This is a genomic window from Ensifer adhaerens, from assembly GCF_020035535.1.
GTDB lineage: Bacteria > Pseudomonadota > Alphaproteobacteria > Rhizobiales > Rhizobiaceae > Ensifer.
Window position 1 is genome coordinate 1,824,359 of sequence record NZ_CP083350.1, and the last position, 17,687, is coordinate 1,842,045.

The following is a 17,687-nucleotide window of genomic DNA, read 5'->3' on the forward strand; positions in this document are numbered from 1 at the left end:
TTATGCGCCGATTGTATGCCCATCGCGCTTTACTGTCCAGATATTAAGGATATCTTGTATCCATAAGGATGTTAAATGTCCTTAATAACGGAGCGACCCAATGACACAGCGTCTGAACTACGCACAGCACTCACCAGAATTCTTCAAGAAGATCTCTGACCTGAGCCTCAGCCTGAGGGACAGCGTCATCGAACAGAAGATCCGCGACCTCGTGAACATCCGCGCCTCGCAGATCAACGGCTGCGCCTTCTGCGTCGACATGCACGTGAAGGAGGCGAAGATCCACGGGGAGAGCGAACTGCGCCTCTACCACGTCGCGATCTGGCGTGATTCGAACCTCTTCATCCCGCGCGAACGTGCAGCGCTTGCCTGGACCGAGGCGCTCACGAAACTGCCCGAAGGCGGCATTCCGGACGAGCTTTACGAGCGTGTCCGTGGCCAGCTTTCGGAGAAGGAAATCTCGGATCTCACCTTCTCCATCATGGTCATCAATGCCTGGAACCGCGTCAGCATCGCCTTCAAGTCCGTGCCCGGTTCTGCCGACAAGCTCTACGGCCTCGACAAGGCCGGACTGAACTAACCGCTATTCCAGAGTGATCGAGCGTTGCGACGCAACGGCCGCAGCGAATGGAGGATCCCATGAAAATCGTCATCATCGGCGGAACGGGCCTGATCGGCTCCAAGACAGTCGAACGCCTGCGCAAGCAGGGCCACGAGGTGATCGCCGCCTCTCCGAACACGGGCGTCAACACGATGACCGGCGAGGGCCTTGCCGAGGCGCTCACAGGTTGCGAGATCGTGATCGACCTTGCAAACTCGCCCTCCTTCGAGGACAAGGCGGTGCTCGAGTTCTTCGAAACCTCCGGCCGCAATCTGCTTGCTGCGGAAAGGTCTGCCGGCGTCAAACATCATATTGCGTTGTCGGTCGTTGGCACCGAGCGGCTGCAGGAGAGCGGGTACTTCCGTGGCAAGCTCGCCCAGGAAAGGCTGATCAAGGCGTCCGGCATTCCCTACACGATCGTGCATTCGACCCAGTTCATGGAGTTCCTGGGCGGTATCGCCCAATCGGGAGCGGTCGGCGACATGGTGCGCCTGTCGCCGGCCTATGTGCAGCCGATCGCCTCCGACGACGTTGCCGACGCCATGGCCGCGGTCGCACTGGCCCCTCCCGTCAACGGTACGATCGAGATTGCCGGCCCCGAGCGCTCGCGCCTCAGCGACCTCGTTGCCCGCTATCTCAAAGCCAGCGGCGACAACCGAAAGGTCGAGCCCGATCGTGAGGCCCGCTATTTCGGCGCCCTCCTGGAAGACGGCTCGCTCGTCTCCGACAACAATCCGCGTCTTGGCCGGATCACCTTCGAAGAGTGGTTCGCGAAGGCGCCCCGCAAGTGACAGCACTGCGCGCCGCTCGGCGCCTTACCCAGCCTTGAAAGGATATTCGACATGATCAAGTCTCTCATCGCCGCGCTCGCGGTCAGCGCAATATTGTTCGGCAGTGCTGTTGCCAGTGACGCCGCCAAAGTCACACTGGTCTACGAGCACGAGTTGCCGAACGTTCCCGGCAAGAGCATCAAGGGCGTTCTGGTGGAGTACGGGCCTGGCGGGTCTTCAGAGGCACACACCCATCCGAGCACGGCCTTCATCTATGCGACGGTGCTGGAAGGCTCGATCCGCAGCCAGGTTAATGACGGCCCGGTCAAGGTCTACAAGGCTGGCGAGAGCTTTTCCGAGATGCCCGGCGATCGGCACGGCGTCAGTGCCAATGGCAGCGAAACGGAGCCCGCCAAGCTGCTTGCGGTCTTCGTCGTCGATACCGCCCAGAAAGAACTCACCTACCCGATGACGAAGTGATGCATCGGAAGGGTCGGGTGCCGATCGCGCAGCCGGCCCTTCCTTGGGGGTGCAACCGTTGGAGCCTGCCATGTTTGCCGAACACCTGCCGTTGCCGTTGCTGCTGATCAACCTTCTCGGGGTCACCGGCATAGCCGTCTGGCACTTGCAGGGGCGTGGTCGCCCGACGGCAAGGCTGATCGTTCAGATCCTGTTCTTCACGGTGATGACCGCGGTCCTCATCCTGGCTGGGATCATGCCGCACAGGAGCGACGATCAGCACCTCCAAGGTGCAGCGGCCTTGCTGGCGACGTCGGCGCGCGTGCTGTGGTGGACGCATCTCGCCTGGTCCCTCATCGGTTTCGTGCGCATCTACATCGTTCTTGAAAAGCGGCCGCAGGAGGCACGGCTGCTGCAGGATCTGATCGTCGCCGTCGTCTATCTCGGCGTGTCGCTGTCGGTCCTGGGCTTCGTCTTCAAGGCGCCGATCGGCACGCTGGTCGCGACCTCCGGCGTGGTCGCCATCATCTTCGGCCTCGCGCTTCAAAATACGCTCGGCGACGTGTTCTCCGGCATTGCCCTGACACTGGGGCGGCCCTTTGCCATCGGTGACTGGATTACGCTTGGCGACGGGACGGAGGGCCGTGTGATCGAGAACAACTGGCGCTCGACTTTCCTGCTTACCGGTGCGCACAATGTCGTTGTCCTGCCGAACAGCGCGCTCGCCAAGGTCGGGCTCACCAATCTCAGCCGTCCTGACGAAACGCATCAGATCCCATTGCCGATCCGCGTGGCGGCAAGCCACTCGCCGAGGCGCGTCGAAGAGATCTTGGGTGCGGCGCTGCAGGATTGCGCCCGCATCGTCCGCGATCCGCCACCGGTTGTCGCCCTCAAGGCGATAGACGCCGTGGCGATCGAGGTTGAACTGCAGTTTCGCGTTAGAAGCCCGGCCGAACGGACACCCGCACGCAACGAGGTGATCGCGCGTGTCTACGACCGATGCCGGCAAGACGGTCTTTCGCTTGCATTGCCAGCGCAAGCATACTTCTACGCTTCCCCTGCGGAGGTGGCGGTCAGGCCTCTCTTATCCAGCGCGCCCCAGTACCCACTCGAAACTGCGCTTCCAGAGGTCTGATGGAATTTCCTTCGAGAGAATGTCGATCAGGTCGGACAAGCGCACGCTCCGCAGCTTGTCGCGCCAGGCCTCGTCCGCCTCCCACATGATGCGCGCCACCGCGCACGGCGTGCTTTCGCAATAGCCCGGTGCCCGACAGGGATTGTTGGCCCTGATGTTGGTGCAAACGAAGGTTCGCGATTTGCCCTCGACCGCCTCGACGATATCGAGAAAGGAAAGCTCGGCCGGCGCCTTGGCCAGTCGATACCCGCCCGATGGGCCGAGGGTCGTGTGGACGAGCCCGGCTTGCGAAAGGCTCTGCAGCGCCTTCGAAAGATACTCCTTGGGAAGCCCGTGGAACTCCGCCAGCGCCTTGGTTGAGAGGTAGCGGCCTTCAGGCAGGCCGGCAAGAATGGCACAACAATGCAACGCCCATTCGACTTGGCTTTTGAGAATCATGTGTTCGTCCGGCAGATGCCAATGCGTATCTATTAAGGATAAAAAATATCCCTATTCCCCTACCGTGTAAACAGTGCTGAACCCACATGAGCAAACGCATCGCGCGCAGTGGGAAGTTTCATGATCGCAATTGTCGGTTTTATGTCTGTCCTTTGTATCGCGCTGCCGCTTGCCTTCAGTTGGCGCCTCTTGCGCCTTGACGAGCCCACGCGCCTTGGCTGGTTGCTGGTGTTTGCCGAAAGCGTCGTGCTGATCTCGCTGGTCATGCTCCTTGGTCGCTGGGACATTGCCGGGCTCTGGACTCGCCTCGCGCTTGCAGTTCTTGCCATCATCGCTGCCCTCGCCTCAGCGGTGCGGCACGCGGGCCGACCCTGGCTCTCCGGGGATCGCGGGGCGCTGTGGCGCAGTCTTGTCCCGACGATCGCCTCGCTGGCCGTTTTCGGTGCGGTGCTCGCCTATGTCATCGGGGGGACGTCCGTGCGCGGTGATCCCCGCGACCTGTCGTTTCCGTTGACGGGTGGACGCTTCGTCGTCGCCCAGGGTAGCGGCATCGGTATCCTCAACCATCACAGCGACCATCCGGCGCAAAGGCATGCCCTCGATATTACGGCCGTCAATGCCGCGGGCCTTCGTGCCCTGGGTCTGCTGCCCAAAAGTCCCCGGGACTACACGATCTTCGGGAAAACCGTGCTCAGTCCTTGTGAGGGAGAAGTGATCGCTGCGGTCGACGGACTGCCGGATCTGTCGCCACCCCTGACCGACCGGGACAATCCAGCCGGCAACCACGTGGTCCTGAGCTGCAACGGCATGCAGGTGGAACTTGCACATCTGCGTCAGGGAAGCATTGTGGTTTCGGCCGGTGCGGCTGTTTTTGCCGGCACCCCGATCGGTGAGGTTGGCAACTCCGGCAACAGCACCGAGCCGCATCTGCACATCCATGCCGTCGACGGCCGATCCGGGCGCGCTGTTCAAGTCTCCTTCGACGGGCGCGTCGCCGTTCGCAATTCGCAATTCGACCGGATGCTCGATCTCTGAGAAATCTGCGGTGACAGCGCTGAACGGCAATCAGGATACGTTCGGCGGTCTTGGTGCCGTGCCACCCCTCGAGGTTTTCAGCGAAAACAGCGCCGTTGCTGCGGTGCCGCCGTTGGCAAGTCCGGCGGAGAAACGAGCGACGCCGTCCGCATCCATCGACCAAACGGCGTTTCGGCCGGCAGTCTTCGCCGCATACAGGGCCGCGTCGGCGGCGGAGATGAGCGCGTGCGAATCCTCGTGCCCTTCTGCGAAGGCGACGCCGATGCTCACGGTTGCTGACAGCACGCCTTTGGCCGTGCCGAGCCGGCGCGCTTCGAGCGAGGTGCGAATACCGTCGGCGATGGCGAGCGCGTCCAACCGGTCCGCGTGGGGCAGACAAGCGGCGAATTCCTCGCCGCCGAAGCGTGCGATGAAAGCGTCAGCGGGCACGGCCCTGGAAACGATCTCGGCAAATTCGACCAGCACCTGGTCACCGGCTGCGTGCCCAAAGCGATCATTGATCGCCTTGAAGTGGTCGATGTCGAGATAGAGCAGCGCTCCTTTTGCCGAGCCCGCGGCGAGATGGGTATCGAGCTGCGTGAGGAAGGCGCGCCGGTTCGGCACGCCCGTCAGTGCGTCGGTTTCTGAGGCAAGCTTGTAGCGCTGCTGCGTTCGCTCCTTTACCAGTGCGAAGAAGGCGAAGCCGCCGGCGAGACTGTGAAAGAACAGCTCGAAGGTCAGAAGTTGATACCAAAGCGGCTGTGCCGTTCCCGCGGCCGTATTGCCTGCGAGCGGCCACAGCACGATCAGCGGAATACGGGCGAGATAAAGCGCGCCGTGTGTGGCGAAAACGAAGGCGACGATATAGGAGCTCGGCAACCGGCGGAAATACTCCGATCGGAAGACCTCGAGCGCGATCAACGCAGAATAGGCGAAGATCAGGATCGAGTAGAGGACGATCCTGCTCGTGACGCTCTCGCGGACGTATTCGGAGAAGTAGGTTACGGCGATCCAGAGGATCGGTCCGAGAAGAGCGGAGGCGATCTTCAGCGGCTGATTGTCAAAGGCGCGCAGGCCGAGCCAGATCATGGCAAGGGCCAGCACCGCGAGCGCATTGCCGAGCGAAATGGTGGCGAAGCTGTAGCCGTCACCGCGCAACGTCAGCAGGACGAAACCGATTGCGCCTATGGCGAAGGCCGAGGACCATAGAAGCAGTTCGAAGCTCTTGCGCTCCTGCCGCCAGGCGAGGCCGAAGAAAATGGCGAAGATCACCAGTGTCACGAACGAACTGAGCATGATCGTCGGGGTATGCAGGATGTCCACCGTCGTCTCCTGATGTTCGCGCGGAACCTTGCCCTACAACCGTAAAGCTTTCGCAAATGGCGGCTCTCGCGACGATGCGCGCCGCTGACCGAGCGCTGGTCTCGACGGCGTCAAGGCAGGAAACGGGTTGAATTTGAGCCGCGCAGGCACGATTTTGACGACAGAGACTCAAGGGAGGCTAGGCAGATGGGCCAGGCAGCACATCGCTATTTCATCTTCGAAACCGCGGCCGGTTTCTGCGGCATCGCCTGGAACGATGTGGGCATCACGCGTTTCCAACTGCCAACCCGCGCGGCCGAGGCAAGCGAACGGCTCCTGCTGAAGCGGCTGCCCTCTGCCGAGTCAGCCCAGCCGACGCCCGAAATTCGGGAAGCGGTGGGAGCCGTTCAACGCTACTTCGATGGCAAGGAAGTCGATTTCACTGGCTTTGCGGTCGATCTGGAAGGGCAGGACGAGCTTTTCCGCCGCATCTACGCCGCGACGCGCGCGCTGCGCTGGGGGCAGACGACCACCTACGGGGCGCTGGCAAAAGAGCTGGGCGCCGGGCCGGAGGCGGCGCGTGATGTCGGGCAGGCCATGGCCAAGAACCCGGTTTCCCTGATCATCCCCTGTCACCGGGTGCTGGCCGCCGGCGGCAAGATCGGCGGCTTCTCGGCACCCGGCGGTTCCACCACCAAGACCCGCATGCTGGAGCTGGAAGGGGTACATCTGGGGCAGCCACCCGAACCGACGCAGCAGTCCTTCGGTTTCTGAGGACATCGCCGACTGCGACCCGATGCTTTCCGCTCCTGCTGAAGCAATTATCGCGCCCTTTGCGTGCGCTATGGTGTTGGCTTTGGCTTATGGTTGCGCTTGGCCGCTCTCTTCCCGAGAGGTTCTCAGGTTCGCTGCTCAAGATATGTTACAAGTTTCGCGGGAGCTATCGAAATTACTTAGTATTTTCAATTGGTTGGCGAAGCAGCCCGATCGGATTAATTCTGATTTTCTCATGACAGACTATCAGAACGGAAATATTTTAGGCGTCGCTAACTTGTCGCAACGAATCCTGGGGGTGACGCATGTCCATCAGTTCAGGAACGCCGTGCCGCAAGGACCGTACGCCGACCGGGATCGTCATAGAACATCAGACGTTGGTGCGCAGCGTTATCGTCGCCGTTCTCGAATACGAACTCTCCGGTTGGAATTTTATCGATATGGTCTCGACCGACAGCCTTGACCAGGCGCTCGGTTACGACGTGCGTTTGATTGTGCTGGACCTGAGTGCGCGAAACGACGGCGGGTGTTATTTGCATGGCGAGCTTGCGGAAATCCGCGTTTTCCGGAAGTGCCGGTTGCGGTGCTCTCGGACACCGACGACAAGGCGACCGCCGCCGACGTCCTCAAGCTGGGGGTTCGCGGCTTCTTCACCACGTCCTTGCGGATCGAATTGGCGCTTGCCGGTTTGCGGCTGATTCTTGCAGGCGGCATCTTCTGTCCAGACCCGCTTGCCGCGCTTACCGATTGTGCCGCCGTTGCTCGCCAAGGAGACAGGACGCAGATCAGCGCCTATCGAGGCGAGTTGGCGCTCGCCGACTTCACGCCGCGCGAGGCGGATGTCCTCGCCGAGTTGCGCTGCGGGTCTTCGAACAAGGTGATCGCAGGCAAGCTCAATCTTTCCGACCATACGGTGAAAATGCATCTGCAGCACATCATGCGCAAATTGCAGGTGCAGAACCGAACCGAGGTCGTCGCCCTGCTTGCCGACCGGGGAACTCCCGGCAACGGTCATGGTGTCGCCACCAACGGCAGCAGCGTCGTCAACGTGATGTCTTTTCGAGCATCTCGCTAAGGGTTGCGGCCGTCAGCATGGCCTCGGCCAGCAGCCTCTTGAGCTTCTGATTTTCCACTTCGAGCGCCTTTACGCGCTCGGCATCGAAGTTGGGACCCCTGCTTTGCAGTGATTGCCACCGGTAGAATGTCGGCTGGCTGATGCCATACCGGTGGCAGACATCGGCGACGGTTGCACCGTACTGATGCTCCTTCAGGATCTCCAGGACTTCGTCGTCATTGAACTTACGTTTGCCCATCGCGGCTGTCCTTCGGGGAACCGACTGGCACATCTGATCGCGGGGTCGAAAAATCGTGCCCATGTGGTACGCCCACGGCGTTCCGCGGGGCATGACTCAGTTCTCGCGAAATGCGGTGTTGAAACTGTCAATCAACGGACGCAGCGCATAAAGCGCGACGCTGCTCGTACCGGTCTCAATCATGGCCCGCACCGGCATGCCCGGGACCATTTCCACGCCCGGCAAGTGGCCGAGTCGCTCATCGGTAACGCGGATCGTGGCGGCGTAGTAGGTGCGGCCGGTCATCCGGTCGACCAGATTGTCGGCGGACACATAGGAAACCGTACCTTTCAACAGCGGAACCCGCCGCTGGTTGTAAGGAATGAGATGAACCTGAGCCTCGAGCCCGGCATGGACCTGGGCGATATCTTCCGGCTTCACCCGTGCTGCCACGACCAGTGCGCCCGCGTCCGGCACGAGGTCGGCCAGCGGCTCTCCGGCGCCGATGACGCCGCCTGTCGTGTGGACACGCAGGTCCATGATCACCCCGTCGTCGGGCGCCCGGATCTCGGTTCTCGCCAGTTGATCGTCAATGGCGTTCAAGCGTTCGCGCAGCTGAGCCAACTGGTTCTCCGTGTCGCGCAGCGTGAGTGCGACTTCATTCAGCCGGTCGCTGCGCAGCTTGACGATGTAGGACTGCGATTCGCTGATCACCTGATGGGCACGGGAAATGCGTGCGGAGACTTCGCCGATCTGGCCGCCGATGTCGGCCTTCTCCCGTGCCAGTACGAGCGCTCGGCTCCGCCGTTCGAGGCCCTTCTCGGTCAACGCCGAGACGGTCTGGAGTTCCTGGCGCGATATGGCGCTTCTTTCGATCAGGGAGGCCTTCTGGGCGCTCAGCCCGGCGACTTCCTCCAACACTTCCTTGATCTTCTGCTGCGTGATCATGACTTCGGACTGCATCACCTGGCGCCGTGCGTCGAATATGTTCTGCTGTCCGTCGAGGATGTCATGGATCACCCGGTAGTTGCCGGCCTGCTCCACGAGATCAGGCGGAAATGCGACGTGGTTCGATCCCTCCTGCTCGGCCGTCAGCCGCGCCTGTCGCGCCTCAGCGTCCCAGAGCTGGCCGCGAAGGCTATCCCGCTCGGAACGCGGCTTCGTATCGTCGAGCTTGATCAGCACCTGGCCGGCAGACACGGCATCGCCGTCGCGGACAAGGATCCGCCGGACGATCCCGCCTTCGAGATGCTGGATGGTCTTGCGGTTCGCTTCGGTCTCGACGACGCCGGACGCGATCGCCGCGCTGCTGAGCGGTGCGAGAACCGACCAGATGCCGAGGCCGAAAACGAAGAAACCGATCAGCAGGTTTCCCGTCCAGGCGACATGCCGCAGCCGCGACATCGGCGAGGCTTCGGCTAGCGTCATCGGCAGGGCGGTAGCGACAGCCGTCGAGGGCTGGGGGCCAGCGTTGCCCTTGGCGTCCAAGGCATAGCCCACGATTTCGGTTCCGGGTCGGGTCAGGTCGGATTTGATGAGCTCCATCGTTCTCGCGCCTCCCTTTTCACGTGCCGGCTTGGGCTGCTGGGTGCAGATAGGTATCGAAGACCCAGTCGCTGTCGCCGAAGGCTTCGATCGTGCCGTTGCGCATGATCGCGATCTTGTTGGTCACGGGCAGAATGCCCATGCGGTGCGTGATGATGATGACCATCATACCCATGGCGCGCATGCGGGTGATCGCCGCAAACAGCCGGCGTTCGCCGTCATAGTCCAGGCTGGAATTGGGATCGTCGAGCACGACGAGCGCGGGATTGCCGTAGACGGCGCGCGCCAGTCCCAGCTGTTGCCGTTGGGCTCGAAGCAGCGTTGCGCCACCGTCGCCGATATCCGTCTCATAGCCCTGCGGCAGTTGCATGATCGCATCGTGCAGCCCGACGAGCTTTGCCGCTTCGATGACCTTGCCGACGTCGGTTCCGTCGAGCCGGCCGACGACGTCCTTCACCGCACCACCGAAAAGTTCGATGTCCTGCGGCAGGTAGCCGATATGCCGCATGCAGCCACCAAGCCGGAGAGTGGAGATATCGACACCGCCGAGCAGGGCGCAGCCGATGGTCGTCGGCTGGACGCCCGCGATGATCCGGCCAAGCGTCGACTTTCCGGAGCCGGATGGGCCGATCAGTGCAAGGCAGTCGCCCGGTGCCAGCCGCAAGGTGACGGAATTCAAGATCTGGCGGTTGCCCGAAGGAAGCGTGTAGCCGACGCGCTCAAGCACAAGACCGCCCGCTTCGGGTATCGGTATCGTACGGGCACTGTCCTGAGCGGCGATCGATATCAGCATCGTGTTGATGCGATTGTAGGCGGCATAGGTGAAGGCGACGGCGCGCCATGCGCCGATCGCGCCTTCGATCGGTGCAAGCCCACGGCCGAGAAGCAGGCTGGAGACGAAGATGATGCCGGGGTTTCCGCTATCCTCCACGACGAGCCAGGCGGCCGACCCCATCATCAGAATCTGCGCCAGCATGCGTACGGACTTCGAGAGCCCGAGAATGGTCTCGGTGCGCTTCATCGCATCGTCTTGCGCCTGTCGCGCAGTCTCGGCGTCGCGGTAGACGAGTTGAGCGGCGCCGTTCTGCATGTTCATTGCGCGGATGACCTGGATGTACCGCAGCGCGGTCGCAAAGCGCATATGGCTGCGGGAAAGCGCCAGGTTCGCTTTCATCAAGGGCTGGCGGGTTGAGAGCTCCGTTACGATAGCGAGCAGCAGCAAGGCGAGCGCGGTGAAGAGCCCGATGGTTCCGAGCAGGGGGTGGACCAAGAACAGAAGCAGCAGGAAGATCGGCGCCCAGGGAATGTCGAAAAGCAGCGAGCTGGCCGGGGCGTCGAGGAACTGGCGCAGGATCGACAGGTCCCGGTAGCAGTCGTTGGCGAGACCCGTTTCGGCGCGGGCTCCGTATTCGAAACACGCCGTCAGCACGACGGGCCGCAAGCGATGATCCAGCCAGCTGCCGATCCGCGAGAGCGCGGCACGCCGCACGATATCCAGGATCGAGCCGACCAAAACCGCCGCGGCAATGATGAGTGTCAACATGACCAGCGTGTCGACGCTGCGGCTCGACATGACGCGATCGTAGATCTGGAGCAGGTAGATGGAGGGCGCCAGCAGGAACAGGTTGTAGGCGCAGCTATAGAGAAAGACCAGCAGGAACGCCCCCGTGCAGGCCTTGAGTGCCACGACCAGGTGGGTTGGAGAATGCTGCGCCCCTGTCGGATTCGTCGTCATTATCGGATCTCGATCGGATCGGCGTGATCGATGATGCGGTCGGCTTGGTTGCTTCAGGCTTCCTTTGCTTGGGCTCGATCCGTGGCCAAATGCAACTCAAAGGTCCCGTAGCGTTTCTTGCGCGCCGCGACACAAGTAAAAAAGAGGATCGCCGGCCATGGCCGGCGATCCTTGTCGAGCGACTCAGATACCGATGTCGCTGATGGTGCCCAAAGTGTTGTCGAAATTGTCGAGAACGTTCGAGACCGCAGTGGTGGTCGTCGTCGTGGTGGTTTCCGAGATCGGGTTCGAGTGAACCATAGCCGCGGAAATGTCGCCGCCGAGCGCCGTTGCGCCGTCGCCGCCAGCCCCGCCCATGCCCGAAATGATCGTCGCGCCTTGATCGGCGAGCAACGTTGTCGTCTGCGTAGCAGTGGTGCTCGCGTCTACGCTTGCGGTGTTACCGCCGCTCGTGCTGCTCTGATCGCCACTCGACGTCGGATTGCCGCCGGCGCCGCCCGCGCCGCTGTTGGCAAGCGAGGCGAGGACAGCGATCGGCACCTGGACGAGGCCGCCGCCATCAGCGTTGCCGGTCCCCCAGTCTGCACCCTGACCGACGTTGTCGCCGTTATCCACGGTGGGGATTGAGCCGACGACTGTCTGCACCGGAGCCACGGTGGCGACAGGATTGTAGTTGATATCGCCGTTGTTGGTGCCGTCGCCACCGTTGCCGGCGCTCGCGTCGCCCGCGATGGGATTGGTGAAGTCGATCGTGTCGGAGGTTATTTGTGAGATAGGCATAGCGTCGCTCCTCTACTTGTTGCCCCGTAGTCTTGGACGGTTCGATGCCACAGCACACCGCCGCAGCGGGGGGACAGCGCGAAAGCTATGGTGCGCGTGATCCTCGGGGCGAACCAGCCGGACATTCGGAGACGTTCCTTTGGGTAGGGTGTGCCCGCGTTTCAGCTTGGCCGGCGTCAAGCGGACCCGGCGGGGCACGAATCAGGGAGTGGATTGTGAGAGATGGCAGCGGAACGCGACGAAACCGCCGCGCCAGGGCGCGCTTGCTGCGCTTGAGCGGGGATGCTGCGGTTCAGCCGTGCAGGACGTCGTCGATCAGCGCGGCATTGGCCTCGGCGATGTTGCCTTCGCCGCCCGCGCCCCCGATGCCGCCGATCTGCAGCGTATGCTGGTCGACGAGCAGGTGGTTGAGCTGGTCCGCCTCGGCGGTGCCGCCGGCGGGCACTGCGATGTTGATCGGGTGGAAGTAGCCGATGTTGACGTCGACGGTGCTGCCGTTCGAATAGCCGTCACCACCGCCGCCGGAGACACCGCTTCCGGTGAAGATCGTGTCCGAGGACAGGTTGAAGCCGCCACCCTTGCCGCCGACACCGGCAATCTGCACGCCGCCCTGGTCGAAGATGACGTTGTTCGTCTGTGTGGCGTGAGCATCGCCGCCGGCGGCGCCGACAGCGATGTTGATTGGCGAGAACACCGCGACGTTTACGTCGACCATGCTGCCGATGAACGTGCCGTCGCCGCCATGGCCCGCATAGGCATCGCCGTTGAAAATGAGCGTCGCGCCCTGCTGCTGGGCCGGGGCGGTATTGCCGGCAACGTTATGGTCGCCACCGGACCCGCCAACGCCGCCGATCTGGGTGGCGCCCTGAAGGAAGGCCGCATTGTTTGCCTGCCCGGCCGTGGCGCTCGAACCGGGACCGGCTGCGACGGCCAGATTCAAGGGCGCAAACACGGCGGTGTCGGTGCTGACGAGGCCGCCAAAGAAGGTGCCGTCGCCGCCGCCGCCGGCCACGCTGCCACCGCCATGGCCACCGGCCACGTTGCCGTTTCCGCCTTCACCACCAATGCCCCCCATCTCGGTGACGTGTTGGTTCATCAGCGCGTGGTTGCCCTGGAGTGCGTCGGCATCCGTGTGTGAGCCGGCGATGGCCGCGTTCGACGGTGTGAACATCGCCAACGTGTTGCTGCCGATCGTGCCCAGGCTGGTGCCGTCGCCGCCGTTTCCCGCGGAGTTCTGTGCCGGCGCTATGTCCAGCGGAAGCCACGTCGGCACCAGCGCCAGGTGGCCGCCGGCGATCGTGCTCTGGTTGGAGTTCGCGTTCGGTGCCTCTTCCGACAAAACACGAGTTTCCGTCATCGCCATGACTCCCATAAACTCAAGCCCCCGCAACACGATCATGCGACGTGTGCGAGCGCGCATCGCGAACTATTTTGCAGGCGGTTGCGGCAAAAGATGAGCCTGCAATTCGGCTACGTCCGTTCGGGGAGAGAGATGGCCGATCGGCTATCGTGCAGCCGGAGCGACAGTGCAGGGCTCACTTCGGCGATGTGGCGCGCATCTGCCGCGGCGACTGGCCGAAGGTCTTGGCAAATGTCCTGGAGAAATGCCCGGCACTTTCGAAGCCGACTTCAAGCGCGATCTCGATGAGCGAAGCATCGGTCTGGATGATGAGGTGCTTGGCGCGCTCCAGCCGGAATTTCCGGTAGACGTGCGCAGGCGACATCTTTGCTTTCTCCATGAACAGCCGCTCGAGTTGCCGGCGCGACAGGCCGACCGAGGCGGCCAGTTCCGGGATCGAGATCGTGTTCTCGGTATTCTGCTCCATGATGATGAGGGCAGCGTTCAGACGGGGGTCGTTGCTTTCGATCGCGAGTGGCTTTCTTGGCTGCACATGGAGATGCGAGCGGGCCTTGTCGATCTGCAGGACCTCCAGCGCATTGCGCTCTGCCTCCCGGCTGATGTGGAGGCGCACGATATGGGCAGCCATGTCGGCAGCACTACTGCCGCCGGCGCAGGAACCACGGGTGCGGTCGAGGTTGAAGAGGCGGTCCGAGCGAACCTTCAGATCCGGAAAACGCTCACGGAATGCCTGGTAGTGAAGCCAGCTGACGCAAACGACGTGCCCGGCCATGAGCCCCGCTTCCGCCAGAATGAAGGTACCGGTGCACAGCCCGATCAAAGGTACTTTCTTCGCGGCCGCCTTCTTCAGGAAAGCGATCGTCTCGTCGTCGATCGGGTGTTCGTTCTTGAGCAGGCCGCCGACCATCACGATGTAGTCGAACTGCCCCGGATCGACGAGGCCTGACGTCGGCGCGACCTGAACCCCGCAGCTCGATGCGATCAGATGGCTCGTGTTGCCGAGCACCTGCCAATCGGCGCGCACGCGGCCCGATTTGTCGAGTTCGTCGCTTGCCAGCCGAAGCGTATCGACGAAGAGGGCGAAAGCCGAAAGTGTGAACGACCGGGCGAGAACGAAGCCAATCTTGAGGCGGTTGGCTGCAGCATCGTTGGATTTCGTGTTTATCGTCATTGCGAACCCACTTTAAACTACTCATGCCAATTGGCTGGCGCGCCGTTGTCGCGGTCGCGGCGCCTTCGGAGGGGCGCCGCGGCATCGCACAGTCGCCGGCGACAGCAGCCGCAAGCCCGGCGTCTCGCAGACTGTTGTTCCGATCCGTTATCCTATCTGAAAACCGCGTGCCAGGGGATCACAATCGTCCACGAAGATCAGCCGATCGCCGATGGGCTCTAACTCCTTGGTCTTGCGCGCGCTCTTGCCCGCGGCGCGTGGAAAAACACGGCGGCGGATGGCGAACGTACACGGTTAAACGGGTTCTTACTTGTAAATAGATCTCAAAAAATATTGACATTTCAATAGAAAAATTGGTTATAAAGATAACAACAAATATCTGGATCTGTTAGATGCTCGCCATTGTCGCTGATGACCTGACCGGCGCACTGGATGCCGCGGCGCCGTTTGCTGCGAGGGGCTTCCATGTCGAAGTTGCATTGGCGGTCGAAGCGATCGGCGATGCGCTGAGGGCGGCTCCGGATGTGCTCTCGATCAATCTCGGCTCGCGCGAGTTGAGCACTGAGAGTGCCAGGCAGCGTGCCGAGGCCGCTCTCGCCGCGTTGCCTTCGGGTTCGCGGATCTTCAAGAAGGTCGACTCCCGTCTGAAGGGCAACATCGTTGCCGAACTCGACGCGATGTCCTTCCGTGCTGCGCTGGTGGCGCCGGCCATCCCGGCCTTTGGCCGGGTGGTGGTATCCGGTCGCGTTCAAGGCTTTGGGGTGGAGGTGCCGATTTCCGTTGCCGAGAGGCTCGGCGGACATGCGGCAAAGGCTTCGATCCCGGATGCATCCACCGAGGCCGAGATGCGTGATTTGCTCGAGGACGCGGAAGGCAACGGCACGGAACTGCTGATCGGCGCGCGTGGCCTCGCAGAGGCGCTTGCCGAGCGCATGAGTGGCGGCGCAGAAGCGCGAGCTGCCGAGGTGTCGGCCGGCCCGGCCTTGTTCGTCATCGGATCCCGCGATCCGATTACCCTTGCCCAGATCGATACGCTTCGCGATGCCCTCGCTTTATCCTATCTGCCGGCGCCGAACGGCCGGCTTGTGAGAGCGGGCGACGTCGCCGGCGCGATCACGCTCGTTCAGGCGGTGCCGGGCGAAGGGGAGGTGACGCCGGAAGCGGTTTCCGAGGCGCTTGCCGAGAGCGTTTGTCCGGGCTTTGTCGACGCGGCAGGAACGGTGCTTCTGTCCGGCGGCGCAACCGCGGAGGCGGTTTTGAAAAAGATGGGCGTACAGCGTTTTCGCCTGCTGGGCGAATGCCTGCCCGGCCTGGGCTTGGCTGAGGTCGACGGACGTTGCATCATCGCCAAGTCTGGCGGATTCGGTGCGCCGGGCACGCTGAGGGAAATCGCGGAGGCTGTCCTCCGCAAGATGGGATGACGGATGGGACTGGAGAACGGAACAGCACGCAAGAGCCTCGGCGATCTCGTCTTTGAGCGCATGCACCGTGCGATCAAGTCCGGCGCCTACAAGCCGGACGAACGCTTGCCGACCGAGCACGAGCTGGCAAGCGAGTTCGAGGTTTCGCGCCCCATCATCCGCGAAGCGCTGCGCCGGCTGCGCGAGCAGGGCTTCATCTATTCGCGCCGCGGCGCCGGCAGCTTCGTTCGCGCCGTAGGCATGCGCGAGCCCCTTGGCTTCGGACAACTGGAAAACGTCGCCGATCTTCTGAACTGCTACGAGTTCCGCCTGACGGTCGAACCGGCGGCGGCCGCCGCCGCCGCAGAGCGGCACGACGCAGCCAGCTTGGCCGCTATCCGCCAGGCGCTGGAACTGATGCGGGACGCCACCAACCGGCAATCGCACCGGGAGGATGCGGACTTCCAGTTCCATCTTGCAATCGCGCGCGCCGCCCAGAACAGCTACTTCTTCACCGCGATGGAAGCGCTCAAGGATCACATCGCCGTCGGCATGCGGTTTCACGGCGCTTCGGTCAAGCGCGAAACCACCGGCTTGACGCGGGTCTTTGCGGAGCACGAGGCGATCGCAGAAGCCATTGCTGCCCGAGAAGCTTCAAAGGCGAGGGAGTTGATGCACGAACACCTTTCCGGATCCCGCGAGCGCCTGTTCCAGGCGAGCAAGTAGCCGCCTCAAAATGCGAAAACCCCGGCAAGCCGCCGGGGTTTTGTTTTTTGCGCCAACGGATGGATCAGAAAGCTGCCTTGTAGACGGCGAGTACGTCTTCGGCACTCATGTCGATCGGATTGTTGTCCATCAGGCGGCGGTTTGCATGCGCCTCGCTGGCATAGAGCGGCAGGTCATCGGCACTTGCGCCGTGGGCAGCGAGCGACATTTCGATACCAAGATCGCGGCAGAAGCCACGCGCGGCGCCCAGAAGTTCTCGGGCGGAGAGACTTCCCCCGAGACCCAGGGCTTGGGCAACTTCCGCCGTCTTGCCCGCCGCAACCGGCTGGTTGAAGGCGAGCACATGCGGAAAGATGATGGCGTTTGCCAGGCCATGGGGCAGGCGAAGCCGCGTGCCGAGCGGATAGGCGATGGCGTGGCCGGCGGCGGTGTTGACCGGCCCAAGGCAGATGCCGCCGTAGTAGGAAGCCAGCATCATGCCTTCGCGTGCCTCGGTATCTGATCCATCCCTGACGGCGCGGGCGAGATATTTGCCCACGAGCTTGAAGCCCATACGGGCAAAGCCGTCGATCATCGGATGGGCGCGGCGATTGGTGAAAGCTTCCACGCAATGGGCCATGGCATCGACGCCGGTAGCAGCGGTTACCGCCGACGGTACGGAATAAGTGAGCTCCGGATCGAGAACGGCGAAGTCGGCAATCATGTGCGGGCTTTCGACCGCGATCTTGTTTCCCTTGGCCGGGTCGGTGATCAGCGAGCGGATACCGGCCTCCGAGCCTGTGCCTGCGGTCGTGGCGACTTGGGCAAGGCGGGTGTTGCGGCCGAGAACCCGGTTCGGTCCGGCGACATCGGTCAGCGTCTGCTCCGAATCCCAAAGCACGGCAACCAGCTTGGCGACGTCGAGCACTGATCCGCCGCCGAGGCCGACGATCAGGTCCGGCTTGCTCTGGCGCGCGGCGTCGAGCGCGGCGTTCAGGGTGTCGACATCGGGTTCGCCCGGGATCGCGTCGAACACCGTGACGCGGCCGACGAGTTTCAGGCGATCGACGAAGCCGGCGGTGATCGGCGTTGCGATGACGAGCACCGAACGGGCGTCGGCCGCCCAGGCGCCGACCTCGGCGATCGTGCCGGCGCCGACGGCGAGGCGACGCGGCTGATGAAGGGTAATGGGGGCGATGGTCATGG

The 17,687-nt window shown here is 62.8% G+C and carries 17 protein-coding genes and 1 pseudogene; 9 read left to right on the top strand and 9 right to left on the bottom strand.

All coding sequences use genetic code 11. The features are described from left to right. Positions 1-100: 100 nt before the first annotated feature. The 4 genes from LAC81_RS28620 to LAC81_RS28635 all read left to right on the top strand — a co-directional run bounded on the left by LAC81_RS28620 (position 101) and on the right by LAC81_RS28635 (position 2,965). On the top strand, positions 101-580 hold the full coding sequence (locus tag LAC81_RS28620; protein ID WP_223728063.1) for a carboxymuconolactone decarboxylase family protein: 480 nt from the start codon (positions 101-103) through the stop codon (positions 578-580). A gap of 59 nt (positions 581-639) precedes the next feature. Then, positions 640-1,392 (top strand): SDR family oxidoreductase, encoded by a 753-nt coding sequence (locus LAC81_RS28625; RefSeq protein WP_223728064.1) that lies wholly within the window; start codon positions 640-642, stop codon positions 1,390-1,392. A gap of 51 nt (positions 1,393-1,443) precedes the next feature. Further along, entirely contained in the window at positions 1,444-1,851 is a 408-nt protein-coding gene (locus LAC81_RS28630) for a cupin domain-containing protein (RefSeq protein ID WP_223728065.1), read from the top strand. A 70-nt stretch (positions 1,852-1,921) separates the two neighbouring features. Next, positions 1,922-2,965, top strand: a complete 1,044-nt coding sequence (locus LAC81_RS28635) for a mechanosensitive ion channel family protein (protein WP_223728066.1) — start codon at positions 1,922-1,924, stop codon at positions 2,963-2,965. Here the strand turns inward: LAC81_RS28635 and LAC81_RS28640 are convergent. Then, a complete protein-coding gene (locus LAC81_RS28640; protein WP_223728067.1) occupies positions 2,915-3,403 on the bottom strand; it encodes an RrF2 family transcriptional regulator in 489 nt (162 codons plus the stop codon). The two genes, LAC81_RS28635 and LAC81_RS28640, sit on opposite strands and share 51 nt — an antisense overlap. 120 nt (positions 3,404-3,523) lie before the next feature. On the opposite strand from LAC81_RS28640, the gene LAC81_RS28645 reads away from it, so the two are divergent. Continuing rightward, positions 3,524-4,438: a M23 family metallopeptidase gene (locus LAC81_RS28645; RefSeq protein ID WP_223728068.1), complete on the top strand. Its 915-nt coding sequence runs from the start codon at positions 3,524-3,526 to the stop codon at positions 4,436-4,438. Between the two features lie 30 nt (positions 4,439-4,468). On the opposite strand, the gene LAC81_RS28650 is transcribed toward LAC81_RS28645, so the two are convergent. After that, positions 4,469-5,740, bottom strand: coding sequence for a GGDEF domain-containing protein (locus tag LAC81_RS28650; protein WP_223728069.1), 1,272 nt, complete (start codon positions 5,738-5,740; stop codon positions 4,469-4,471). Positions 5,741-5,926: 186 nt separating this feature from the next. Here LAC81_RS28650 and LAC81_RS28655 point away from each other — a divergent pair, with 186 nt between their 5' ends. Together LAC81_RS28655 and LAC81_RS28660 are read left to right on the top strand one after the other, a co-directional pair. Then, complete coding sequence (locus LAC81_RS28655; RefSeq protein WP_113539086.1) at positions 5,927-6,493, top strand: methylated-DNA--[protein]-cysteine S-methyltransferase; 567 nt, start codon at positions 5,927-5,929, stop codon at positions 6,491-6,493. A 305-nt stretch (positions 6,494-6,798) separates the two neighbouring features. Then, a pseudogene (locus LAC81_RS28660) lies at positions 6,799-7,568 on the top strand (DNA-binding response regulator). Here LAC81_RS28660 and LAC81_RS28665 read toward each other — a convergent pair. The 6 genes from LAC81_RS28665 to LAC81_RS28690 all read right to left on the bottom strand — a co-directional run bounded on the left by LAC81_RS28665 (position 7,537) and on the right by LAC81_RS28690 (position 14,376). After that, positions 7,537-7,806, bottom strand: coding sequence for a transposase (locus tag LAC81_RS28665; RefSeq protein WP_162768826.1), 270 nt, complete (start codon positions 7,804-7,806; stop codon positions 7,537-7,539). The pseudogene LAC81_RS28660 and the gene LAC81_RS28665 sit on opposite strands and share 32 nt — an antisense overlap. A gap of 96 nt (positions 7,807-7,902) precedes the next feature. Beyond that, entirely contained in the window at positions 7,903-9,330 is a 1,428-nt protein-coding gene (locus LAC81_RS28670) for an HlyD family type I secretion periplasmic adaptor subunit (protein ID WP_223728070.1), read from the bottom strand. Between the two features lie 19 nt (positions 9,331-9,349). Then, on the bottom strand, positions 9,350-11,065 hold the full coding sequence (locus LAC81_RS28675; protein WP_223728071.1) for a type I secretion system permease/ATPase: 1,716 nt from the start codon (positions 11,063-11,065) through the stop codon (positions 9,350-9,352). Between the two features lie 183 nt (positions 11,066-11,248). Then, on the bottom strand, positions 11,249-11,845 hold the full coding sequence (locus tag LAC81_RS28680) for a PE-PGRS family protein (protein ID WP_223728072.1): 597 nt from the start codon (positions 11,843-11,845) through the stop codon (positions 11,249-11,251). Between the two features lie 292 nt (positions 11,846-12,137). Beyond that, positions 12,138-13,202, bottom strand: coding sequence for a hypothetical protein (locus LAC81_RS28685; RefSeq protein ID WP_223728073.1), 1,065 nt, complete (start codon positions 13,200-13,202; stop codon positions 12,138-12,140). A 178-nt stretch (positions 13,203-13,380) separates the two neighbouring features. Then, positions 13,381-14,376 carry a GlxA family transcriptional regulator gene (locus LAC81_RS28690; protein ID WP_223728074.1) on the bottom strand — a complete coding sequence of 332 codons (996 nt, stop codon included), beginning with the start codon at positions 14,374-14,376 and terminating at the stop codon, positions 13,381-13,383. Between the two features lie 392 nt (positions 14,377-14,768). Here LAC81_RS28690 and LAC81_RS28695 point away from each other — a divergent pair, with 392 nt between their 5' ends. Then, complete coding sequence (locus LAC81_RS28695; protein WP_223728075.1) at positions 14,769-15,797, top strand: four-carbon acid sugar kinase family protein; 1,029 nt, start codon at positions 14,769-14,771, stop codon at positions 15,795-15,797. 3 nt (positions 15,798-15,800) lie between these two features. Continuing rightward, positions 15,801-16,502 (top strand): FadR/GntR family transcriptional regulator, encoded by a 702-nt coding sequence (locus LAC81_RS28700; protein ID WP_223728076.1) that lies wholly within the window; start codon positions 15,801-15,803, stop codon positions 16,500-16,502. 64 nt (positions 16,503-16,566) lie between these two features. Here LAC81_RS28700 and LAC81_RS28705 read toward each other — a convergent pair whose 3' ends face one another. Then, entirely contained in the window at positions 16,567-17,685 is a 1,119-nt protein-coding gene (locus tag LAC81_RS28705; RefSeq protein WP_223728077.1) for an iron-containing alcohol dehydrogenase, read from the bottom strand. Between the last annotated feature and the right edge of the window lie 2 nt (positions 17,686-17,687).